The 23,656-nt window shown below is 59.1% G+C and carries 18 protein-coding genes; 11 read left to right on the top strand and 7 right to left on the bottom strand.

Annotated features, from left to right (window positions below):
* Positions 1-32: 32 nt before the first annotated feature.
* From AC2TEM_RS17105 to AC2TEM_RS17095, 3 genes are all read right to left on the bottom strand, one after another.
* Positions 33-3,098, bottom strand: a complete 3,066-nt coding sequence (locus AC2TEM_RS17105; protein WP_170425641.1) for an aminotransferase class III-fold pyridoxal phosphate-dependent enzyme — start codon at positions 3,096-3,098, stop codon at positions 33-35.
* A gap of 104 nt (positions 3,099-3,202) precedes the next feature.
* On the bottom strand, positions 3,203-4,129 hold the full coding sequence (locus AC2TEM_RS17100) for an NAD(P)-dependent oxidoreductase (RefSeq protein ID WP_480459897.1): 927 nt from the start codon (positions 4,127-4,129) through the stop codon (positions 3,203-3,205).
* Positions 4,130-4,243: 114 nt separating this feature from the next.
* A complete protein-coding gene (locus AC2TEM_RS17095; RefSeq protein ID WP_170425645.1) occupies positions 4,244-4,885 on the bottom strand; it encodes a pyridoxamine 5'-phosphate oxidase family protein in 642 nt (213 codons plus the stop codon).
* 219 nt (positions 4,886-5,104) lie between these two features.
* Between AC2TEM_RS17095 and AC2TEM_RS17090 the strand changes: the two genes are divergently transcribed.
* Together AC2TEM_RS17090 and AC2TEM_RS17085 are read left to right on the top strand one after the other, a co-directional pair.
* Complete coding sequence (locus tag AC2TEM_RS17090; RefSeq protein ID WP_170425647.1) at positions 5,105-6,262, top strand: acyl-CoA dehydrogenase family protein; 1,158 nt, start codon at positions 5,105-5,107, stop codon at positions 6,260-6,262.
* A 216-nt stretch (positions 6,263-6,478) separates the two neighbouring features.
* Complete coding sequence (locus tag AC2TEM_RS17085; RefSeq protein WP_170425649.1) at positions 6,479-7,231, top strand: nuclear transport factor 2 family protein; 753 nt, start codon at positions 6,479-6,481, stop codon at positions 7,229-7,231.
* A gap of 7 nt (positions 7,232-7,238) precedes the next feature.
* Here AC2TEM_RS17085 and AC2TEM_RS17080 read toward each other — a convergent pair whose 3' ends face one another.
* Positions 7,239-8,138: a LysR substrate-binding domain-containing protein gene (locus AC2TEM_RS17080; RefSeq protein WP_170425651.1), complete on the bottom strand. Its 900-nt coding sequence runs from the start codon at positions 8,136-8,138 to the stop codon at positions 7,239-7,241.
* A 217-nt stretch (positions 8,139-8,355) separates the two neighbouring features.
* On the opposite strand from AC2TEM_RS17080, the gene AC2TEM_RS17075 reads away from it, so the two are divergent.
* The 3 genes from AC2TEM_RS17075 to AC2TEM_RS17065 are packed head-to-tail and all read left to right on the top strand — an operon-like array spanning position 8,356 to position 12,892.
* The gene (locus AC2TEM_RS17075) at positions 8,356-10,548 is read left to right on the top strand and encodes a dehydrogenase E1 component subunit alpha/beta (protein ID WP_480856330.1); all 2,193 of its coding nucleotides are present in this window, start codon (positions 8,356-8,358) and stop codon (positions 10,546-10,548) included.
* Positions 10,545-11,579 carry an ACP S-malonyltransferase gene (locus tag AC2TEM_RS17070; RefSeq protein ID WP_170425655.1) on the top strand — a complete coding sequence of 345 codons (1,035 nt, stop codon included), beginning with the start codon at positions 10,545-10,547 and terminating at the stop codon, positions 11,577-11,579. Before AC2TEM_RS17075 ends, AC2TEM_RS17070 begins: the two co-directional genes overlap by 4 nt.
* A 41-nt stretch (positions 11,580-11,620) precedes the next feature.
* Positions 11,621-12,892 carry an NAD(P)/FAD-dependent oxidoreductase gene (locus AC2TEM_RS17065; protein WP_170609194.1) on the top strand — a complete coding sequence of 424 codons (1,272 nt, stop codon included), beginning with the start codon at positions 11,621-11,623 and terminating at the stop codon, positions 12,890-12,892.
* A 2-nt stretch (positions 12,893-12,894) separates the two neighbouring features.
* Here AC2TEM_RS17065 and AC2TEM_RS17060 read toward each other — a convergent pair whose 3' ends face one another.
* Positions 12,895-13,596, bottom strand: coding sequence for an SDR family oxidoreductase (locus tag AC2TEM_RS17060; RefSeq protein ID WP_480772143.1), 702 nt, complete (start codon positions 13,594-13,596; stop codon positions 12,895-12,897).
* Between the two features lie 103 nt (positions 13,597-13,699).
* On the opposite strand from AC2TEM_RS17060, the gene AC2TEM_RS17055 reads away from it, so the two are divergent.
* Positions 13,700-14,551 carry a LysR substrate-binding domain-containing protein gene (locus AC2TEM_RS17055; RefSeq protein WP_170425659.1) on the top strand — a complete coding sequence of 284 codons (852 nt, stop codon included), beginning with the start codon at positions 13,700-13,702 and terminating at the stop codon, positions 14,549-14,551.
* Here the strand turns inward: AC2TEM_RS17055 and AC2TEM_RS17050 are convergent.
* Positions 14,542-15,444, bottom strand: coding sequence for a LysR family transcriptional regulator (locus tag AC2TEM_RS17050; RefSeq protein ID WP_170425661.1), 903 nt, complete (start codon positions 15,442-15,444; stop codon positions 14,542-14,544). The genes AC2TEM_RS17055 and AC2TEM_RS17050 overlap by 10 nt on opposite strands.
* Before the next feature lie 77 nt (positions 15,445-15,521).
* On the opposite strand from AC2TEM_RS17050, the gene AC2TEM_RS17045 reads away from it, so the two are divergent.
* The 5 genes from AC2TEM_RS17045 (at position 15,522) to AC2TEM_RS17025 (ending at position 22,699) form a co-directional block, all read left to right on the top strand.
* Positions 15,522-18,734: a reductive dehalogenase gene (locus AC2TEM_RS17045; protein ID WP_170425663.1), complete on the top strand. Its 3,213-nt coding sequence runs from the start codon at positions 15,522-15,524 to the stop codon at positions 18,732-18,734.
* Between the two features lie 129 nt (positions 18,735-18,863).
* Complete coding sequence (locus tag AC2TEM_RS17040; protein ID WP_170398402.1) at positions 18,864-19,730, top strand: FAD binding domain-containing protein; 867 nt, start codon at positions 18,864-18,866, stop codon at positions 19,728-19,730.
* A complete protein-coding gene (locus AC2TEM_RS17035; RefSeq protein WP_170408211.1) occupies positions 19,727-20,206 on the top strand; it encodes a (2Fe-2S)-binding protein in 480 nt (159 codons plus the stop codon). The genes AC2TEM_RS17040 and AC2TEM_RS17035 overlap by 4 nt, the downstream gene beginning before the upstream one ends.
* On the top strand, positions 20,206-22,461 hold the full coding sequence (locus AC2TEM_RS17030; protein WP_480856329.1) for a xanthine dehydrogenase family protein molybdopterin-binding subunit: 2,256 nt from the start codon (positions 20,206-20,208) through the stop codon (positions 22,459-22,461). The genes AC2TEM_RS17035 and AC2TEM_RS17030 overlap by 1 nt, the downstream gene beginning before the upstream one ends.
* Complete coding sequence (locus AC2TEM_RS17025) at positions 22,454-22,699, top strand: MoaD/ThiS family protein (RefSeq protein ID WP_170408213.1); 246 nt, start codon at positions 22,454-22,456, stop codon at positions 22,697-22,699. The genes AC2TEM_RS17030 and AC2TEM_RS17025 overlap by 8 nt, the downstream gene beginning before the upstream one ends.
* A 28-nt stretch (positions 22,700-22,727) precedes the next feature.
* On the opposite strand, the gene AC2TEM_RS17020 is transcribed toward AC2TEM_RS17025, so the two are convergent.
* Positions 22,728-23,600, bottom strand: a complete 873-nt coding sequence (locus AC2TEM_RS17020) for a LysR family transcriptional regulator (RefSeq protein ID WP_170425667.1) — start codon at positions 23,598-23,600, stop codon at positions 22,728-22,730.
* Positions 23,601-23,656 lie beyond the last annotated feature (56 nt).

Below are 23,656 nucleotides of genomic sequence, written 5' to 3'. Positions count from 1 at the left end.
ACCCCAGCAATTTCGCTGGGGTTTTGTGTTTCTTAGCAGCAGCCGCAGCCCGCATGATGATGATCGTGATCGCACATGGGGGCAGGGCTGTAGTCACCCACTTCGCCAAGAACCTCCCGCAGCGCCCAAAGAATCATGTCGACGTCCTCTGCTTCGATGGTTAGCGGTGGCCGGATTTTCAGGATATTGTCCTTGGATCCCTCGCTACCGATCAGAATGCGATGATCGCGCATCCGATTCTTGACGTAGCTGCAAATCTCACCGCTTTCCGAGCCATCCGGGTTAATCAGTTCCACACCCAAGAAGAGGCCGATACCGCGCACATCGCCGACACAGCCAAAGTCAGCTTCGATCTGTTTGAGGCCATCCAGCAGGTGAGCCCCCATCACACGGGCGTTCTCTTGAAGCCCTTCATCGTCGACGATGTCCAGCACCTCTTTTCCGATCCGGCAGGACAGGGTCGATCCTCCGAAGGTCGAGAAAAACTCGATCCCGTTGTCGAAGCTTTCGGCGATCTCTTTGGTAGTGACCAGCACACCCAGCGGGTGGCCGTTGCCGATGGGCTTCCCCATTACCACTATATCAGGCAGCGCGCCCTGATGTTCAAAGCCGAAGTAATAGTCGCCCAGGCGCCCGAGGCCGGTCTGGACTTCATCGGCAATGCAGACCCCTCCGGCGGCGCGGATTTTTTCATAGACCGCAGACAGATAGCCTTTTGGTGGAATGATCTGTCCCCCGACCGAGGGGAATGTTTCAGCGATGAACCCAGCTAGGCCTTGCCCTTTTGCCTGTAATGCCGAAATCGCCGGATCAATCAGGTCAGCAAACTTCCGTGCGCGCTCGGGGTCATCACGCCGGAACGAGCCGCGATAGTCATCCGCGACCTCAATCAGTTCCACCCAATCTGCCTGCCCAATACCGCCAGGTTTGTTGAATTTGTAGGCCGAGATCGCCACCGCAGCGTTTGTGTTGCCGTGATAGCCGTGATCGGGCGTCACGATCCCTTTTGCCCCGGTGTGCGCGCGCGCCAGACGCAGAGCCAATTCGTTGGCCTCTGTCCCTGAGTTGACGAAGAAACAGACTTCAAGGTGATCCGGCAGTTTCGACAATACCTTGTCGGCAAAAGCGGTTTGCGCCGGGTGCAGATAGCGTGTGTTCGAATTCATGCGCTTCAGCTGATCCGCTGCAACCGCCTGAATACGCGGATGCGCATGGCCTACATGCGGAACGTTGTTGTAGGCATCCAGATAGGGTCGCCCCCATTCATCGAACAGGTGATGCCTCCAGCCACGCACCAGCATGACCGGGTCGTCGTATGTCAGGCTGAGATTGCCGCCGAAGTGTTCGCGCCTGTCCTGTAGGATCGCCTGCTTGTCGGTTGGTCGATAGAAAACCTTTTCATCAGGCGAGTTCAACAGTGCTGCGGGGTTGGGGCAGACCGCGTGCCAAAGCTCGAGCTCATCAGGATCCGCTACGCCCGGCCAGTCGGCCTGCATACCGTCGGTCGTCAGCGCCAGTTGGAAATGCACATGCGGGGCCCATCCGCCATTCTGACTGGCATCGCCCAGACGGGCAAAAGCTGCACCCTGAGCCACCGGGTCACCTGGTTTCAAACGCTCACTCACCTCAGGGTCCAGATGGCCATAAAGCGTGTAGAATGCATCCCCTTCGGGCGTTTCGTGGTGCAGGATCACAACCCCGCCATAGTCGAGATGCGCGTCCCTGTTTTCAACCGCTTCGACCCGACCGCTGAGAGGTGCATGCAGCACTGTTCCGGCCGGTGCAAACACATCCACGGCCAGATGCACTGTGCGCCGATCCGACGCTTTCCACGGTCCCTTGCGAAACCCCGGCTCAGCATAGATCAGGCGTGGCTCGCTGTAATACCCTAGCCAGGGACCATCCCCAAACTCCTCACCAACCCGCGCCGCCTCGTCCAGCGGCATGTGGAACGGGTTTTGAGGCCAGGTTGAGTTTTCCACCGACAGTGAGCCCATCGGTGCGTCGCTCAGATTCTGCCCGAACATCTGCGCGAATTGTCCGCGATGGCCGGACAGGTAGGCGTGAATGCGCTCGGCTCCGTTCACAACCGGCAAGCCACACGCTGCGCGCAATCGGGCGGGCATGAGTGCGCCATTGATTGCCTCATTTTCAATCAATCGCCACGCTGGGGCCTGGCTGATCGTGACATACGGATCATCCGGGTTCTCAATCGCCATCAGCGTCGAATTCACCACGGACACCGCCAACCGTGCTTGCAACAAAGGCCAGATCAGGTCGATCTCATCCGGGCGTAACCGATTGGCGGCGTGATACCCGCGTACCAGCGCAGCCAATGCGCGCTCGGGTTTAGGGTGGTCCAGAACGACATAGGCCCCGGCAATAGCCAGATCGCAAACGCGCGGCGCCGCGCACATGTCGCCAAGATCGATCAGACCCGAGATGCTGCGTCGTTCGCCCAGATTGCCTTCAACAAGGATATTGTAATCATTGGCATCATTGTGAATCGCCTGCTTTGGCAATGCACCCAGTTGATCAGAGATCGCCTCAAAATCCTCAGCGATTTGTTGAACGCGCGCGCGTCTTGCCGGATCAGAGATGGCCTCTAGTTGGTCGACGATCCAACTCGCCCGCGTCAAATCCCATTTGAAATCGGCGCGCTGCAAACCCTCATGGGTGAACCCCTCCAGCGCCCGGTCGGTTGCGCCCAGAACACGGCCCAGTTTTAGTATCAGGTCTTCGGTCTTGGGCGCGCTGCTTGCATAGCATGCCCCCGGCAGTCGTTCCTGCAGCCAGACCAGTCGCGGTTGCCCATGTGCGTCGGCAATCTCAGGCAACATCATCCCGTTCAAATCGGGATAAACAGCAGGAAAGGGCAATCCGGGCGCTGCTGCGCTGAGATGTTCCAGCGCCTTGATCTGCAGATCGACCAATGCCGCATCGCACCCCGCGCGCATCACCTTGAGCACATAATCCTGCCCGTTGGTGGCTTTGACCAGAAAGTTGAGGTCGTACTCCCCATCCAGACGCGTCAGACGGGTGTCCAGACCCCAGTGTTCACGCAGGCGACCAGCCCAGAAAGTGTTCATGTCGCTCATGCGCTATCTCTTGCAACTGCCACGGTGATCCTCTTCATCTGGCCAAAAATATCTTCGGGCGGAGTCGCGCCCTGGCGCGATGGGGCAGACAGCCCCCCCTTTGCTCAGTCCAGTGCTCGCAACCGTTTGAACAACGAGGACGTATCCCACCGGCCCCCGCCAAGTTTCTGCACGTCTTTGTAGAACTGGTCGACCAGCGCCGTCACTGGCAGTGAAGCCCCGGTCTCATTGGCGGTATCCAGACAGATTCCCAGATCCTTGCGCATCCAGTCGACTGCAAAGCCATGCTCAAAATGGTCATCCAGCATGGTTTCATACCGGTTGGCCATCTGCCAGCTGCCAGCCGCGCCCTGACTGATCACTTCGACCACAGCTCGGCCATCAAGCCCGGCCTTCTCGGCAAAATGTAATGCTTCGCTCAGGCCCTGCACCAGCCCGGCAATCGCGATCTGGTTGCACATTTTGGTCATTTGACCCGCGCCGCTGTCTCCAATGCGGCGGCAGATTTTGGAATAGACCTGCATCACCGGCTCAGCAGCACGATAAGCGTCCATGTCACCGCCGCACATGATCGATAGCACACCATTTTCGGCTCCCGCCTGACCGCCCGAGATCGGGGCGTCCACAAAAGCAACCCCCTGTGTCTTGCCAGCCTCGTACAACTCGCGCGTGACCTTGGCCGAGACGGTGGTGTGATCAACAAATACCGCACCCTTGGCCATTCCGTGAAAGGCGCCATCTTCACCTGTGCAAACCATACGCAGATCGTCGTCATTGCCAACGCAGGCCATCACGAACTCTGCCCCTTCTGCGGCTTGCCGCGGTGTCAGGGCCATCGCGCCGCCATGCTGGGCGACCCAAGCCTCGGCCTTGGATGCGGTGCGGTTGTAGACGGTGACTTCGTGGCCGGCAGCCTGAAGATGCCCGGCCATCGGGTAGCCCATGACGCCTAGGCCAAGGAACGCAACTTTTGCCATGTGATGATCCTCTCTGTTATCCGCTCCTGCCTCAAGCGGACGGCAGGTCGTGATGTTTAGAAAGGACAAAGCAAAGCTTGGACCAAAGGGCAACCCTGCGTCACAATTTGCCGCTCAGATCCATAGCGATCGCGCGCCATTCGTTTCACATCTGAACCGGCGCGGATTTCATCTTCGAAAAACGGCCGCAGCTTTGAGCTCAGCCAATTCCCTCTGTAAACGCTGGTTTTCTGATTGCAGAACAGCCAGTTGCTGACCCAGATCATTCAGATGTGGCCGAAGCTCGGCCTCGGTAAAGCGCGGCGTGATGTGGCGGGGGCAATTCCAGTCAAGCGCTTCAACTTTGATGATCGCGGCCCGTTCTGCCTCGGTCTCGGAGCCTTTGATGTAGAGATCAGCCGCTGCTGCGGCACCTTCCGTGAATGTCATCCGCCCAAGAATCTTGAGACGGCGCTGGTTCGCGTAATCCATCAAGATCAACGCCACATGGTCGTTTCCATCCAGGTTGCCGCGCGAGATATATTGTTTGTTACCAGACAGGTCCGCATAGCCGATGGTGTGCGGGTCCAGCACTTTCAGAAACCCTATCGGCCCACCGCGAAACTGCACATAAGGCCAGCCGGTTTCTGAGACGGTGGCCTGATAGAACCCGTCGCGGGCGCGAATGAACGCCTCTTCGGTCGGTCCGATTTGGTGGCCCTGTTTTGGTCCTCGGCTCAGGAATTTCGCGTAGGTCGCTGCGGATCCCATCCGCTCTTGATGGGCGCGAACGGCAGGTGTGAAGGTCAGTTCAGAAAAGGCGCGGGGCATTATGCTGTCTCCTGGGTCTTCCGGGGCGTTTGCGCAATATGGTCGATGATGGCCTGCTCTGTCAGGCGTGGGAACACAGATGTGAACGTTTGGCCCCAAATTCGGCAACGTTGCCAAGGACGTTGCGTAGCATCTGTCCTGGACGCCACGTTACATGGATTGGAAGGAATCACACACCCGGCTAGTTTTGGGCAAACACCTGATCTGGAGAGCTATTTGATGTCGCTTTTTACCAGCACCGCCGCCTGGGTTACTGACGAACACCGAATGTTTGCTGAAATGGCGGGCCGGTTCATGGATGATGCCTTGGTACCCAATACCGAGAAATGGGCCGAGAACGGGGCGGTTGATCGTACCTTTTGGTTGCAGGCGGGAGAGACGGGTCTGATGGCCGGTTCGATTGCTGAGGAATATGGTGGCGTCGGCGGCGGGATGGGTTTCGATTCCGTTACTTTGTATGAGCAGACTGCGCGCGGGGACGCAGGATGGGGATATGGCATCCAGTCTATCGTGACCCACTACATCACCGCTTATGGCAGTGAGGATCAGAAACAGAAGTGGTTGCCGAAACTGGCCTCGGGTGAGATGATCGGCGCGCTGGCCATGACCGAGCCGGGCACGGGATCGGATGTGCAAGCGGTGAAGACGACCGCTGAGAAGGATGGCAATTCTTATCGGCTCAACGGGTCCAAGATATTTATCACCAACGGGCAATCGGCTGATCTGGTTATCGTGGCTGCCAAAACTGACAAGTCGTTAGGGGCGAAGGGTGTCTCTCTGATTGTGGTCGAAACCGACGGGGCTGATGGATTCCGGAGGGGGCGGAACCTCAAGAAACTGGGAATGAAGGGCAACGATACGGCTGAGCTGTTCTTTGAAGACGTAAAGGTGCCAATGACCAACCTGCTGGGCCCGGAAGAGGGGCAGGGGTTCTATCAACTAATGAAGCAGTTGCCGTGGGAGCGGCTGACCATCGGGATCATGGCGCTGGGCGCTATCGATTTCGCCATATCGCAGACGGTGGAATACGTGCAGGAGCGCAAGGCGTTCGGACAACGGGTGATGGACTTCCAGAACACACGTTTCAAGTTGGCCGAGTGTAAAACCAAGGCCGAGGTGCTGCGCAGTTTCGTCAATGATTGCATCGGCAAGCTGGAGGCCGGTGAGTTGGATGCCGCGACGGCCTCGATGGTGAAATACTGGGGCTCTGAGGTGCAGAACGAAGTCATGCACGAATGCCTGCAACTGTTCGGCGGCTATGGGTTCATGATGGAATACCCAATCGCGCGGCTCTATGCGGATGCGCGGGTCCAAATGATCTATGGAGGGACGAATGAAGTCATGAAAGAGCTCATCGCCCGTTCGCTGGACGTCTGAACCAAAACACTCCCGCCCGTCGTCCACATTCCTTACGGAACGTCTCCTCCGGTTGGGCCAGGCAGGCGCGGACGCAGCCCGCGCTTGCCTGGCCCCCTGCCGTCCGCAAGACGCAAGGCCGAAGGCCGCGCAGGGTTTGGCTGTTGCTGGCGTTGATGCCTGACACGTCGCCTGCCATTGTGATCACGGAGTAGTCAGACCTGAAGGGAACCCGGTATGGAGAAGTCCAACAAAGATCGCATATCTGCCCTGCTCAAAAGCATCGAAACGGGCGATCCGGGTCCGGTTTCGGTGGTAAATGAAGCACGATATATCCAGCACAATCCGCAAACCCATGAAGGCAGCGAAGGGCTTGCATCCCTATTCAAACGGCTGTCCCAGACCTCACCGCGCGTGAATATCGTACGCGCCTTTGAAGACGGCGATTTTGTCTTCGCGCATACGGAATATGATTTCTCACGGCGGAATATCGGCTTCGAAGTGTTCCGGTTCGAAGACGGGCAAGCGGTAGAGCACTGGGACAATATCCAGAAACGGATGGGGCCAAACGGCTCGGATCACAGTATGGTGGATGGTCCGACCGAAGTTCGGGATGTCGAGAAAACCGAGGAAAACCGGGCCTTTGTTCGCGCCTTCGTCGAAACCGCGTTGATTTCCGGGAACCTCGACCAGATAGAGGCCTGTATCAATACTTCCGCTTACGTAGAACACAGCCCGCAGCTCTCGGATGACTTGACTGCTTTGAGAACCGCATTGGCTGACAGCAACGCCCTAGATTATCAGCACCTGCATCGTGTGTTGGCAGAAGGAGATTTTGTTCTGACCGTGTGCGAAGGTGCGCTACAGGGCAAACACAGCGCATTCTACGATCTGTTCCGCGTTGCGGATGGCAAGATCGTCGAACACTGGGACACGGTTGAGGCCATCGCACCACGCAGCGAATGGAAGAATGATAACGGTAAGTTCTGAGGTTGCGTTAGGCGTGGGCGTCTGCCCCAATCTGTTCACTGATCCAGGCTTGGAAAGACCGTAACGGCTCGGGCATCGAGCGGTCATGCGGCCAGACCAGATAATAGCTGCCAAGGCTCACGCGCGGCCCGTCCCATGCCTGGACAAGCCGCCCGGTGCGCAAATCATCTTGCACCAGATATGACGGCAACAGAGCCACGCCCAACCCATGAATCGTGGCCTGAATCATGGTCGAAAACTGATCGAACAGCATTCCCCGTAGGCCGGTGACGGGCTGGCCCTGTATCTCAAACCAGCGCTCCCAGGCATCCGGACGCGACTCCAGATGCAGCAGTGGTGCGGCGCGGAGAGCATCCAAGCTATTGAAATTGACGGCGGTAAGGGCAGGGGCGCAGACCGGCAGGACTTCTTCCCGCATGATCGGCAGATACTGAACGCCCGCCCAATCCTGTTGACCGAAATGGATCGCGGCATCAAATGGCTCAGTCGTAAAATCAAACGGTTTGAGGCGGGTCCCCAGATTGACAGTAACCTCGGGATGACGTCGCGCAAAATCCTGAAGGCGCGGTGCCAGCCAATGCATGCCGAACGCGGGAAGGATCGACAAGTCAAGTGATCCGCCCGCCGGGTTAGCTTTGAGTTTCAGTGCGGCCTGCGCCAGATCCTGAACAGCAGACCTTGCGGTTTGCACATAGACTTTGGCTGCAGGCGTCAGGTGCAGCCGCATCTGGCTGCGTTCGATCAATTGCACGCCCAGCTGATCCTCCATCGTCTTCAACTGCCGACTGATTGCGCTTTGTGTCAAGGACAGCTCAGCCGCAGCAGCAGATGCGCTGCCCAGCCGATCTACGGCTTCAAGTGCAAGCAAGGACGAGATTGAAGGCAAGAAACGGCGGGGTGCAATCATATAACGATTCCTCATACCTATTGAACGCAATAGCACTGGTTTTTTCCTACCGCCAGAGCGATGACTGGTGCGCCACATCACCTTTGTGGTCGAGCGGGTGCCGTACCATCCGCGATCTTGAAATTAACGTCGGAGCGCGGGACAAATCAGCAAGCGGGTCGCGCCCGCGCAGAGGTTCCCCAAGGCCGATGACACCAACAAGACAAAAGCGAGAGACATGGACCGCGCCCAGATCGTACATGAGAATTTCCTGACCCGTGTCGCAAATCGTGATTTTCCCGACGGAGCCCCGCCGCGCGTCGGTCTGGGCGATGCTGAAGCCGTTTCGCTTTTCCGGTCGCAAGTTCTCAGTCGCGCGCTGGATCGGACCAGCCGGGCGATGCAGAAGGCGGGGCAGGGGTTCTACACCATCGGCTCATCTGGCCACGAAGGGATGGCCGCCGTCGCGCACGCATTGCGCCCAAGCGATATTGCCTTTCTGCATTACCGGGATGCTGCGTTTCAGATCGCGCGTGCCGAACAGGTGCCCGGTCAGCAGATCGCGTGGGATATGCTGCTAAGCTTTGCGTGCTCGAAAGAGGACCCGACCTCGGGCGGGCGGCACAAGGTACTGGGATCAAGGGCGCTGATGATCCCGCCGCAGACCTCGACCATCGCCAGCCATTTGCCCAAAGCCGTTGGTGCGGCTTATGCGCTGGGGGCAGCCCGGCGACATGCGCCCGAACATCGCGTGTTGCCGGAAGACGGGATTGCGATGTGTTCATTTGGGGATGCCTCGGCCAATCACTCAACCGCGCAGGGGGCGATCAACACGGCAGGCTGGACCAGTGTGCAATCGACGCCGCTGCCGCTGCTGTTCGTGTGTGAAGACAACGGGATCGGAATTTCGGTCAAAACGCCCAAGGGCTGGATTCAGGCGTCGATGGAGCATCGTCCGGGGATCAAGTATTTTCAGGCCAATGGGTTGGACATTTATGAAACCCATGCGGTCGCGAAAGAGGCTGCAGATTATGTCCGCAAGCGCAGGAAACCGGCCTTCCTGCATCTCAGAACCGTGCGGCTTTATGGCCATGCCGGGGCGGATGTGCCCACGACCTATCTGCCGAAAACTGAGGTTGAGGCGGATGAGGCCAATGATCCGCTTTTGCACACCGTACGACTGCTGGATCAGGCGGGTGCATTGTCGCCGGATCAGGCGTTGAAAATCTACAGCGATACCTGCACCCGAACGGATCGTGTGGCTACAGAGGCTGCCAGCCGTCCCCATCTTGCCAATGCGACCGAGGTGATGGCAAGCCTGATCCCGCCTAAGCGCTCTTGCATACCGACCAACGGCCCGAGCGCTGAGGCGCGGGCTAAAGCCTTTGGTGGTGACTTGCGCGCGATGGCTGATCCGCAGCCGCTCAGCCGCCTGATCAACTGGGCGCTGACCGATCTGATGTTGGAACATGCCGAGATCGTTTGCATGGGCGAAGATGTGGGCCGCAAAGGTGGCGTTTATGGCGTCACACAAAAGCTGCAGCAACGCTTTGGTCCGGACCGCGTGATTGATACGCTGCTGGATGAACAATCCATTCTGGGTCTCGCGATCGGTATGGGCCATAACGGTTTCATCCCGATCCCCGAGATCCAGTTTCTGGCCTATCTGCACAATGCCGAGGACCAGATTCGGGGCGAAGCCGCAACTTTGCCGTTCTTCTCGAACGGGCAGTTTACCAACCCAATGGTGCTGCGAATTGCGGGGCTAGGATATCAGAAGGGCTTTGGCGGACATTTCCATAACGACAACTCTCTGGCCGTTTTGCGGGATATCCCTGGTGTCATCATCGCCTGCCCGTCGACCGGGGCCGATGCAGCACTGATGCTGCGCGAATGTGTGCGGTTGGCGCGCGAAGAGCAGCGGGTCGTGGTGTTACTTGAACCGATCGCACTCTACCCGATGCGCGATCTGCATGCGGCGCAGGATGGCGGGTGGATGACCACCTATCCTGCGCGGGATCAGAAAATTGCGCTGGGCGATGTGGGAGTACACGGGGACGGCACCGATCTCGCCATCGTGACCTATGGCAACGGGCACTACCTGTCGCAACAGGCCCTGCCCGAAATTGAGGCGGCAGGTCTGAAAACCCGGATTATCGATATGCGTTGGCTAGCTCCTCTGCCGGTTGAGGCTTTGCGCGAAGCCACCAAAACATGCGCGCATGTTTTGATCGTCGACGAATGCCGCAAGACCGGCAGCCAGTCCGAGGCGCTGATGACTTTCTTCGCCGAACAAAGTTCTTCTACCCGAACTGCCCGCGTTGTGGCCGAGGATTGCTTTATCGCAACCGGCCCGGCCTATGCCGCGCCTCTTCCTTCGAAAGACGGTATCGTTGCCGCAGCGCTGGCTTTGACAGGAGCAGCCTCATGACCCGCACCGCCGTTGTGATCTGCCCGGGCCGGGGCACTTATAACAAGCCTGAGCTGGGCTATCTGCACCAACATCATTCGGATCGTATGGACTTGTTCCGCAGCTTCGACGCCATTCGCGCCGGAACCGGACAGGATGCGATTACTGCCTTGGATGGGGCTGATCGCTTTAGCGTCGGGAAGTACTCGCGCGGCGATGTGGCCTCACCCCTGATCTATGCTGCCGCGTTGGCCGATGCGCAGGCATTGGCCAACGATATTGAAGTCGTCGCCGTCACTGGTAACTCGATGGGATGGTATATCGCGCTGGCCGCCGCAGGGGCATTGACCCCTGGGAACGGGTTTCGCGTGGTCAATACGATGGGCACGCTGATGCAGAAGCACCTGATCGGCGGTCAACTGGTTTACCCATTCGTCGATGAGACATGGGCGAATGATCCTGCCCGCAAAGCCGCATTGCTGGATGAGGTGGCGAGGATCGATGCGTTGCGCGATCATTCTCTGGCGCTTTCGATCGATCTGGGCGGGATGCTGGTATTGGCAGGCAATGAGGCGGGTCTGACGGCGTTTGAGGCGGCACACCCCACCGTGCAGGATCGGTTCCCATTGCGGCTGGCCAATCACGCCGCCTTTCATACGGCGCTGCAGGCCCCGGTGGCGGCGGAAGGTCGGGCGCAATTGAGTTCTGATCTTTTTGCTCAGCCCAAGTTCCCGATGATTGACGGGCGTGGCAAAATCTGGTGGCCCGGCGCAACTGACACGAGTGAGTTGTGGGACTACACCCTGGGCCATCAGGTGACCGAGACCTATGACTTCACCCATGCGATCCAGACGGCCGCACGCGAGTTCGCGCCCGATCTGTTCATCGTCACCGGCCCCGGTGCAACGCTGAGCGGCGCGGTGGCGCAGTCACTGACACTGGGGCGCTGGCGGGGCATGACCGACAAGGCGTCATTCCAGTCGCATCAGGAGGCGGATCCGTTCCTCATCGCCATGGGGCGGGCTGACCAGCGCGCCCTTGCAACCAACTGAGACCAGCCTGATGATCGGCGAAACTTTGGCGAGGCCCGGGCATGCGCGACTATGATCAATCGTTATGGCGGCAGACCTGTCGCGAGCGTATCGACACGCAAAAGCTGTCTGATGACGTAAGCGTTGATCTTGCCGTGATCGGTGGTGGTTACACCGGGTGTTCTGCGGCCTTGACCGCAGCAAAAGCGGGGGCTTCGGTGTGCCTGCTCGAAGCGCATCAGATCGGCCATGGTGGATCGGGGCGGAATGTCGGTCTCGTCAACGCAGGGCTTTGGCTGCCACCCGATCAAATTCGGTCGCATCTGGGGCAAATGGCGGGGGATCGGTTGATCGATCTGCTGGCCAACGCGCCGTCAGACGTGTTCGAGTTGATTGAAGCGCACGGGATTGACTGCGAGCCTGAGCGGCAAGGCACGTTGCATTGTGCTCATTCGGCCTCGGGCTTTGGTGATCTGCGTACACGCCACGCACAGCTGAGCGCTTCTGGTGCGCCGGTCGAATTGCTCGATCCTGACGCGTCGCGCCAGCGGACGGGCAGCCCGGTAGTCCACGGCGCATTGTTTGACCCCCGCGCGGGTACAATTCAGCCGCTGGGCTATGCGGTGGGACTGGCCCGCGCCGCACAGAATGCGGGGGCGCAGATATATACGCAAAGCCCGATTCGATCTTTGCGGCAGGAAGGCGGGGTTTGGGTGCTGCAGGGGGATGGTGGAACCGTACGCGCCAGATCGGTCATTCAGGCGACCAACGCTTATCATCAGGGCATCGCCGATACGGCGCCCGACTATGTGCCGGTCTATTACTTCCAATACGCCACCGCGCCGCTGTCCCATAACCTGCGGGCCAGCATATTGCCGAAGGCAGAAGGATGCTGGGATACCGGCCTCATCATGACATCCTTCCGTTTGGATCAGACGGGGCGGTTCGTCATTGGCGGCATGGGGGATCTAAGCAGCGCCGGAGGATTTGCCCACAAATCCTGGATCAGGCGCAAACTGGCGGCGCTGTATCCGCAACTGGCGGATCAGCCGTTGATCGAGGGCTGGCATGGGCGGATTGCCATGACTTCGGATCACATTCCCAAAATCACTCAGATCGGGCCAAATGCGTTAGCCGCGCATGGGTTTTCTGGTCGCGGGATCGGGCCGGGCACCGTGTTCGGGCGCTTGATGGCAGAGAGCCTGCTGAAGGACGATCCGTCTTTGCTGCCGGTTCCGTCAGTGGCTGAGTATAGCGAAAACTGGATTGGCCTGCGCCGCGCCTTCTTCGAAACCGGCGCGGCGCTGACGCATTTTGTTAAGGCGCGGTTCTGAATTCAGACAGACCGGGTGATGCCGCCATCGACGCGGATGTTCTGCCCGGTTATGTAGCCTCCGCCTTCGGAGGCGAGCATAGCCACGACCGAGGCGATCTCATCATAGCTGCGCCCGTAGCGACCCATCGGGATACGTGCGCGGAACTCTTCCTTTTCCGGAAGGCTGTCGATGAACCCGGGCAGGACGTTGTTCATGCGGATGTTGTTGGCGGCGTATTTGTCCGAGAACAGCTTGGTGAAGGCCGCCAACCCGGCGCGGAATACGCCCGAGGTTGGAAAAACCGGGTCCGGTTCAAACGCAGCAAAGGTTGAGATGTTGATAATCGATCCACCGCCCTGCGCTTGCATGATAGGGGTCACCAACCGCGTAGGTCTTACGGCATTCATGAAATAGACATCCATGCCGGTGTGCCAGTCCTCATCGGTCAGCTCAAGCACCGCTGCGCGGGGTCCGTGCCCGGCTGAGTTCACCAGTACATCGATCCGCCCCCAATGGGACATTGCTGCATCAACCAGTTCTTGCAGGTCATCATTTGACTGGTTCGAGCCGGTGATGCCCACACCACCCAATTCATGTGCCAGCGCCTCGCCCTTGCCCGACGAGGACAGGATGCCGATTTTGAAGCCATCAGCCGCCAGTCTGCGCGCGGAATCCGCGCCCATACCGCTGCCGCCTGCGGTGATCAAAGCTACTTTTTCCATCTTCACGCTCCTATGCATTGTTTCGCAAGAAGATGGCGCAGCAACCTCGATTTGACCAATCAGTTCTGTTGCGCAGCGACAGTAGAAAATCTACAGTTTAGCTATGCCCGCTCTTCCACCTCTCAACGCGATGCGCGCCTTCGAGGCCTCGGCACGCCATCTGAATTTTCGTCTTGCTGCGGAAGAAATCGGCGTAACCCAAGGGGCCGTTGCGCAACAGGTGCGCGGCTTGGAAGCGCGGCTAGGGACGGCGCTGTTCGAACGCCTTCCGCGTGGGTTGCGCCTGACCGAAGCGGGGCGTCGGTTCCACGCGCCGCTGCGCCGGGCATTTCGGCTGATCGAAGAGGCTGTAAATGATCTGACCGACCAAAAGCAGATCACGATCTCGGTCACGCCCAGCTTTGCCTCAAAATGGCTGGTTCCGCGTCTGAACGATTTTGTGACCCGCTACCCCGATATCTCGGTGCAGGTTGACGCGCGCGAGCGGTTGGCGGATTTCCAGTCTGATGGAATTGATATCGCGGTACGCCAAAGTCGTTCACCGGTTGCGCGCGGTCTGCAAGCGACACCTTTGTTCTCGACCGAATTCGTTGTCGTGGGCAGTCCGGACCTCGCATCACAAATTTCTGGTCCAGACGACCTGATGCAACACGTTCTGCTCAGCGATTCCCATGGTCTGTGGCCTTTGTTTCTTGAACGCGCCGGGGTCGAGGGAAGGCCCCGGATGATGAGTTTCAGCCAGACAAGTCTGGCGATAGACGCCGCTGTCTCGGGGCAAGGCTTTGCACTGGCCAATGCGCCACTTGTGTCTGCGGAACTGACTTCGGGTCGGTTGGTGCAGCCGCTCTCTGAGGTGCTGGTTGATGATCTGAGCTTTTTCATTGTCACCCCGCAGAAACCGCGCCAACCGGAGCTGGTGAAACAAATGCGCGACTGGTTGCTTTCTCAGGTCTGAAGCGAAGCCACAATCGCGTCGATCCGGTCGCGTAACCAACGATGTGCCGGGTCGTTGGCCGTGCGTTGGTGCCAGACCATATAGATTGACACTGCTTCGCATTTGAACGGCAGTGGTGCGCTGTCCAGCGTGGCAAGCGGCCCGCGTTTCATCAGCGCCGTGTCGGTCGAGATCAGGTCGCTGCCTTTCACGAAAGGCGGGATTGCGTTGAAATGCGGCAGGGTTACGACGGGCGGTCTGATCTGGCTTTGATCCACGCCACGCATCACGGCACGGGCGTTGCGCCCGTCGGCAAATCGCACCTCGACATGATCGCTATTGCAATAGGACCGCCAATCCTCAGGCGGATCACGGTGAGCGGCATCATAGAATACCAACAACGGGCTGGTGATCAGCCGCTTCTGAAAGATATCCGGCCCGTCCGGTGGCAGCGGGGTGAGCATCAATTGACACCGGTCGCTGCGCAGCAAGTCCGGGTCGGGAACACCCGACGGGATGAACTCCAGCCGCAACCTGACGCCTTCGGCGCGTGTCGCCCGCAGAAGTTCGGGAAAGATCAACTCACGCGGCATGTCGTTGGTGGCGATCTGAATGTCCATCTGTTCGGACAGCGGATCAAACGGGCGACCTTCGGTCAGGGCGCGCATGTTATCCAGCACCTGTTGCACCGGCTCTTTCAACGACAAAGCGCGTTCGGTCGGGGTCAGCCCCTGTCCGGATCGGACAAATAGTGGATCGCCCAGCACTTGCCGCAACTTGCCCAGCGTATGGCTGATGGCCGATTGCGTCACCCCTAACCGGTCGGCAGCTTTCGACACCGAGCTTTCTTCGAGTATCGTCAGGAACACCCGTAGGACCTTGCCGTCCAGATCTGTGAAATCAATTCTGCTCATATCATTTATGATTATTCATGAATGGATTTGGTGTCCATGCCGGAGTAGGGGAAAGGGCAGCTAACTGGAGGCGCGCGATGGGGATCCGCTTTTTCTCGGACAAGAACAGACCTGTTCACATGGGTCCGTTCCCGCTGGAACGGCTGGCGCGGCAGGGTCGGATGCCTGATCTGGCGCAGGTCGAACCGATGTGTGCGCTTAGCTTTCGCAGGCCCGAGCAGCCCGAAAGCATCGTGAATGCGATGGGCGAGTTTCAGGCGATGATGGACGCAATTCGGGATGGATTTGTGAACCCCGTAGCATCGGAAATTCCTGCCAACCCAGCAGATCGTGCCAATCATCTGAAAGCGTTTGGCTATTTCAACGATGCGTCGATGATGGGCTGCGGGCCGCTACCCGCGGAGGCGATGCTGGCTGAGCCTCGGCGTAACCCGGATATCGACCGGCTGGCACATGCGCTAAGGACACGGCAAACCAAAACGCTGGCCTCAGGCATCGATGTGATCATGGCGGATCTAAAAGAAAGCATGGAGGCCGCGCCACGCCCGATGGACTGTCATCGCCATACGCTCGTGTTTCTCTATGAGTTCAACCGCGATCCGGACCCCTCGGAGCCCGGGTCCGATTGGATCATGGATGCGCAGGATCACCGCGCCTGTTTGCTTGCCACCGAGAATGCAGTGGTCATTGCCAACTACATCCGCCTCCTGGGTTTCGATGCGCGGGCGCATACGGCGATGTCCTCTGAGGTTGATCTGGGCAAGCTGGCAGTTGCTGCGGGTCTGGCCTCGGTTGAGGATGGTGCGGTTGTGGTGCCCTGGTTGGGTAAGCGGTTCGGATTGGCCGCTGTGACCACCGAAATGGAGATCGCGCATGACCGACCCTTGCAACCGCTGGCCGAACAACCGTGGTTCCGCACGCAAGGACCTGCATGGTGGCTGGGTGCAGGCTTCGCCAAGAACGCTCTGAACCGGGATGCCTATGCCAAGCGGCGCTATGTGGACGGGGCACATCCTTTTGAAAACCTCAAACGAGTCGAAACACCGACCACCTATATCGACGAGCAAAACGTAGCCCGGGTGCCCAAACGCGCAGACATGTTTGCGCGGGCTCAGTTCGGCGACATGGGAAAATCGCTGCAGGACGCGACCAAGGGCGGGCATTACGTGCGCAAATCCGCCCCCAGCTTTGCCCAACGCCGCGCGCTGGGCGCGTTTGTTTTGCTGCAGGACGGTGACAGCGCCGAGGCTGTACAACCCACAGATACCGAAAGAAATGCCGCGAATATCAAGGCTGCAACCTATTTCCTTGGGGTCGATGCGGTCGGGCTCAGCCGGTGCCCCGAGTGGAGCTGGTATTCCCATGACGCCACCGGAGAAGAAATCGTTCCGCCTCACGATCAAGCTATCAGCATGATCATCGACCAGGGCTATGAGACGATGGAAGGCGCCAGCGGGGATGACTGGATCAGCGTGGCCCAATCTATGCGCGCCTATCTGCGGTTTTCACTGCTGGGGGGCGTGATCGCGCAGCAAATCCGAAATCTCGGCTACAAGGCCAAGGCGCATACGGTGATGGATGGCGAGGTGCTGCAACCGCCGCTGCTGCTGTTGTCGGGGTTGGGGGAGGTCAGCCGGATCGGTGAGGTGATCCTGAACCCCTATCTTGGCCCGCGCCTGAAATCCGGTGTCGTGACAACCGACATGCCGATGACGCATGACAAACCCATCGATTTCGGCCTTCAGACGTTTTGCGAAAGCTGCAACAAATGCGCTCGGGAATGCCCTTCGGGCGCGATCACTGCCGGGCCAAAGCTGATGTTCAACGGCTATGAAATCTGGAAATCCGACAGCCAGAAATGCGCCACTTACCGTATCACCACGCCCGGGGGGGCGATGTGCGGACGATGCATGAAGACCTGCCCATGGAATCTCGAAGGTATATTCAAGGAACGCCCGTTCCGATGGGCCGCGATGAATATTCCGCAGGCCGCGCCTGCATTGGCCAAACTGGATGATGCGGTCGGCAATGGTGGTCTAAATAACATCAAGAAATGGTGGTGGGATATCGAGCTGGAACCTGACGGGGCCTATCGCCCGTCGCAGCACCCATTGAACCGGCGGGACCTACAAAAAGACCTCGATTTGAAGTACGAGGATCAGACGCTTGCGGTCTACCCCGCTCCGCTCGCTCCGCACCCATGGCCCTATCCCTTCAACATGGACCGGGAAGCCGGAATTGCCGCCTATGAGGCGATGGTCACAGCTGAAGACTACAAAGCGCGCAAAACGGCAGGCGATATGTCTGTGATCCACCGTTATCAGGTCGCAGGGGACGCCCCGGTGATGCGGGTGGAACTAACCAAGGTCGACAAGATGACCTCGGATGTCACCAAGTACGAGTTCTCAACCCTCGACGGTGCGCCCTTGCCGAAATGGACTGCGGGCGCGCATCTGGACGTGCTGGTTTCGCCCGAATTCCTGCGGCAGTACTCGATGTCGGGCGATCCCTCCGACCGCAACACTTATCAGATCGGCGTGCTGCGCGAGGATGAGGGGCGCGGCGGCTCGGCCTTGCTGCATCGCATCTTCAACGAAGGGCGCAAGGTCTTCATCTCAAAGCCGATAAACCATTTTGATCTGGACGAGACTGCAACCAAAACCTTCCTGATGGGCGGTGGTATTGGCATCACGCCGATGATTGCTTTTGCCCACCGACTGTATGCGATGGGCAAACCGTTCGAGTTACACTATTCCGCCAGCACACGAGCAGGTGCCGGATATCTGGATGATCTGGCGGCTGTGCCATGGGCCGATCACGTGCACTATCACTTCTCGGACGAGGGCACACGGGCCGATCTGGAGGCTGTTCTGGGCGGATATCAGGACGGATGGCACGTTTATACCTGCGGCCCTGACCGCTATATGGACGGCGTCATTCACGCAGCCGAACGGCAGGGGTTTCCGGAAGGTGCACGGCATCTCGAATATTTCTCGGTGCCGGAACAGCCCGAATATGAGAACCATCCGTTCACTCTGAAATTGGCGAAATCGGGTCGGGAGTTGACTGTACCCGCTGACAAAGATGCGGCGCAGGTACTTAATGAGGCGGGCTTTCACGTGGATGTGAAATGCGCTGATGGGATCTGCGGGGTCTGCAAATGTGACGTGATTTCAGGTGAGATCGAACACCGCGATTTCGTTTTGTCCAACAAACAACGCGAAGGTGCGATCATACTGTGCCAAAGCCGGGCGGCCCGGGCAGACGGGGTGATCGAGATCGATCTGTGATTGCTCTCGATAAAACGACATTTTGAATCCCAAAAATTGGTCGTTCCAGCCATGGACGCCGCCGACTTGCTGCACTAACGTCCCCGGCGAACCCCAGTCTATCCTGATCAACAGGTGCGAGGTACTTTCATGGATTATCACAGCCCCGCCAGCTTTGCCGAGGCGTCGGCTCTGGCCGCAAATGCAACGGGCATCACTCGGTTTCTGGCAGGCGGCACCGATGTGCTGGTGCAGTTGCGCTCGGAATTGGTGACGCCCGATACGCTGATCGACATCAAGAAGATCGATGGCGTTAGCGAAATTACCCGCAATGCCGATGGCAGCTGGACGCTGGGCGTCGCCGCGACCGGCGCCGAGATGAGCGAGCACGCCGCGTTGGGCCGCGATTGGCCGGGTGTGGTCGAGGCGATGGATCTGATTGGATCGACTCAGGTACAGGGGCGTGCGACGCTGACCGGGAATCTGTGCAATGGCTCTCCGGCGGCGGACTCGGTGCCAGCGATGGTTGCGGCAGGCGTTACAGTCACCGTGACGGGCCCGGACGGCACACGAGAGGTGGCGGTCGAAGACATCCCGACGGGACCCGGCAAGACCTCACTGGCCAAAGGCGAACTGATCTCGGCGGTCAACATTCCAGCGCGTGGCGACAACGCCGGTGACGCCTATCTGCGCTTTATCCCGCGCACCGAGATGGATATCGCGGTGGTTGGTGTGGGCGTAAACTTACGACTGGATGGCGATACCATCACCGAGGCGCGCGTCTCACTGGGGGCTGTCGCACCAACCGTCTTGCTAGTTGAAGACTGCGCCAAAGCGCTGATTGGCAGCGCGTTGGATGACGCGGCGCTGGACGCGCTCGCTGCAGCGGCCTCGGCTGCCTGCAACCCCATTGATGACAAACGCGGCACTATTGCATTCCGCACCGAAGTTGCTGGCGTTCTGGCCAAGCGCGCCGCAAAAATCGCCTATGCCCGCGCAAAGGGAGAAGACGTATGAGTAAGTTCCACGTATCCACCACCGTAAATGGGGACGCGGTTGAATACCTCTGCGACCCACGCGAAACCCTGCTGGACTGTCTGCGCGACAAGCTGAACCTGACGGGCGCGAAAGAGGGCTGCGGCACCGGCGATTGCGGTGCTTGTTCGGTCAGCGTCGATGGCCGTCTTGTGTGTTCATGCCTGATGTTGGGCGTCGAGGCTGAAGGCAAGCAGATCGAAACGGTTGAAGGGATCGCGGACGGCGACGTCCTGCATCCGCTGCAAAAGAAGATGATTGAGTATGCCGCCCTGCAATGCGGCATCTGTACCCCGGGCATTCTGGTGGCGGCCAAGTCGCTGCTGGAAAAGAACCCCAATCCCACCGAAGAGGAAACCCGGTACTGGCTGGCGGGCAACCTCTGCCGCTGCACCGGCTATGACAAAATCATTCGCGCCGTGATGGATACGGCGGCTGAGATGCGGGAGGCTTCGTAATGGCACTGGACGATCGCAAATCTGACTTCACCTTTGTCGGCACCCGACCCGATCGCCCTGACGGTCTGGACAAGGTGACGGGCCGCGCCAAGTTCGGTGCGGATATCTCAGCCCCCGGCATGTTGCATGGCGCCATCCTGCGTTCACCCCATGCCCATGCGCGGATCGTCAAGATTGATGCTTCAAAGGCTGAGGCCCACAAAGACGTCAAAGCCGTCGTGACCCGCGCCGATTTCGCCGATGTTCCGTTCAAGCCGGGGCTGGAAGGCGAATTCTGGAACGTGCTGGAAAATGTCATGGCGGGCGAAAAGGCTCTATATGACGGCCACGCGGTAGCAGCAGTTGCAGCGACATCAGCCTTGGCGGCGCGCGATGCGCTGAAGCTGATCGAGGTTGAATATGAAGTTTTGCCCCACGTCACAGATGTGGACAAGGCGATGGCACCGGACGCGCCTGTCATCCGCGAAGGCGCGGCGGACTACTCGGTGCCCGAGGGGATGCACCCCAACGTAGTGCGCTATCACGAAAGCGGCCACGGAGATGTCGAAGCCGGATTTGCCGAGGCGGATCTGGTAATTGAGGACAGCTTCGTTACCGAGGCAACCCATCAGGGTTACATTGAACCTCATGCCTGCATGGGGTCTCTGGGTACTGACGGCAAAGGTGAGCTTTGGTGCACCACCCAGGGCCATTGGATCGCACAGAAAACCTGCGCGGCGTTGCTGGGCATCGAAACCTCACAACTGCGTGTGACCGCGTCTGAGATCGGCGGCGGCTTTGGTGGTAAGACCACTGTGTTCATCGAACCGGTTGCGTTGGCGCTCAGCCGCAAGGCCAACCGCCCCGTAAAGATCGTGATGACCCGGTCCGAGGTGTTCCGTGCGACCGGCCCGACCTCATCGGCGTCGATGGATATCAAGATCGGTATGAAGAAGGACGGCACCATCACAGCAGCCCAGGGCATCTTCCGCCTGCAGGGCGGTGCCTTCCCGGGTGCGCCGGGCGACATGACTGCCATGTGTGCCTTTGCGCCCTACAACCTGACCAATGTACGTCAGGTCGGCTATGACGTGATGGCCAACCGCCCGAAACAGGCCGCCTATCGCGCGCCGGGCGCTCCGATGGGTGCGTTTGCGGTCGAATCTGTGTTGGATGAGCTGTGCAATCAACTCGGCCTCGACCCGGTGGATGTGCGCCTAAGAAACGCCGCGCATGAAGGCACCAAAGCCAGCTATGGCCCGACCTATGAGCGTATAGGTCTTGTCGAAACGCTTGAGGCCGCCAAGGCGCATCCGCATTACTCGGCCCCGTTGAAGCCGGGGCAAGGGCGCGGGATTTCCTGTGGGTTCTGGTTCAACCATGGTGGTGAGACCTCGGTATCTCTAGCGCTGTCCGAGGACGGCTCGGCCCAAGTCATGGTCGGTACACCGGACATCGGCGGATCACGTGCGTCGATGGCTCTGATGGCAGCTGAAGTTCTGGGTATCCCCTACGAGAATATCCGCGTGACCGTCGCCGATACGGCAACGCTGGGTTACAATGACGTAAGCCATGGCAGTCGCGTGACCTATGCCTCGGGTCTGGCGACAATCAAGGCGGCGCGCCATGCGGTCGAGCAGCTATGTGCCCGCGCAGCGGCCAGTTGGGGAATTCCGGTTGATGCGGTGAAATGGGAGAACGGTTGTGCCGTGCCCTCAGGCCCCAATGCCGGTGACTTCGATCCGCGCCCGCTGGCCGATATCACCGCCCATATGGGCGCGACCGGCGGCCCGATCTCGGGCCATTTCGAGGCTACGCCGGAAGGCGCGGGTGTATCCTTTGGCACCCATATCGTGGATGCCGAGGTCGACCCGGAAACCGGCAAGACCAGCATCACCCGCTACACGGTCATTCAGGACGCGGGCAAGGCGATCCACCCGACCTATGTCGAAGGCCAGTATCAGGGCGGAGCTGCGCAGGGCATTGGCTGGGCGCTGAACGAGGAATACATCTATGGCGACGACGGTCGTCTGCAGAATTCGATCTTCCTCGATTACCGCATCCCGGTCGCCAGCGACCTGCCGATGATCGACACGGTGATCGTCGAAGTGCCCAACCCCGGCCACCCGTTCGGTGTACGCGGCGTGGGAGAGACCGGCATCGTGCCGCCCTTGGCCGCCATCGCCAACGCGGTCTCCAACGCGGCCGGTGTACGCTTGAAGCAACTGCCAATGTCCCCGCCGCGCATTCTTGCCGCGCTCAAGGACAATGGTTGAGGTCCACCTCTGGTCCAGCCTCCGGTCTTTGACCGGGGGTCGCGAGGTGGTCGAGGTTGAGGCCGCCACCACGGGCGAATTGCTGCAGGAACTGGTGCGTATACATCCCCGGCTGCAGGCACCGATCGATGCTGGGGTCTCGGTGGCGTTGGACGGGCGCATCATCGCGACCGGACTGTCCGAGCCGATTCCGGAAGGTGCCGAGGTTTATCTGATGCAGCGTCTCAGGGGCGGTTGAAGGCGAAAGGTCTAATCGACCCCCTCCCTCACGCGAAATCACGGGACAGGATGAACGCGCAACACTGCTCGGTCAGATCTTGGAAGCGCGAACGCTCGCGGACATAGAGATACACTTGCCTTTTGTCGTGAAGGTCCGTGATCGGGCGGTAAGACACCGCCTCCGGCAAGAATTCGGCAACGGTTTGAGGAAGCACTGTGATCCACTCGCCCGATCGCACCAGCGTGATCAATGAATGCGTGTTGTGAATTGTAATCTCGGCGTTTTTGATTGCCGTATGGAAAGCTGGCGTTTGAATCAGATCGCACAACGTGTTTCGGACAAAGGGCGCGGTGGCGATGTCGGAGATATTCAGCGGTTCTGCGCGTGTGATCAGAGGATGATCCGAGGCTGCGACCAATCCAAAGGAGTCCTGAAATAGCGGAATGGTTTGGATGCCGTTCAGGGCGTGATACCCGGATGCGATTCCGATATCTGCCTGATCCTGAGCGATGGCATCCAATACCTGCTGCGTGTCGGTGTCGCGCAGCTCGATCTTCACCCCGGGGGATTCGCTGCTCATGTGGTGCAATAGTGGTGGAAAGATCAACGCGCCAACCGACGGGACGGATACGATCCGGATCAATCCCTGTTCAGCCAGCGCGGCGGCCTCGATATTCTGGACGGTCTGATCGAATTGGCGCACTTGCCGCAAGCCCAGATCGAGTACCTGCTCACCCAGCGGGGAAAGCTGGTTCTTGCGCTCGCCTTCGAACAGCTTTTTGCCCAGATGGTCTTCGAGCTGCTTCAATGTCATCGAGACGGCTGATTGCGTTCGACCAAGGCGGTCGGCGGCCTCGGACAGGTTCCCGGTCTGGGCTACCGTGCAAAAGCAACGCAGCATCTCAATCTTAATTGCCAACTTCAGATTCCTTGAAGTTTATTTAAGTTATTTGAGTTTGACTGATGTGCATCAGA

The organism is Ruegeria sp. HKCCD3925 (assembly GCF_057221175.1).
The sequence above is the reverse complement of the archived record's forward strand: the minus strand, read 5'-3'. Positions and strand labels throughout refer to the sequence as shown.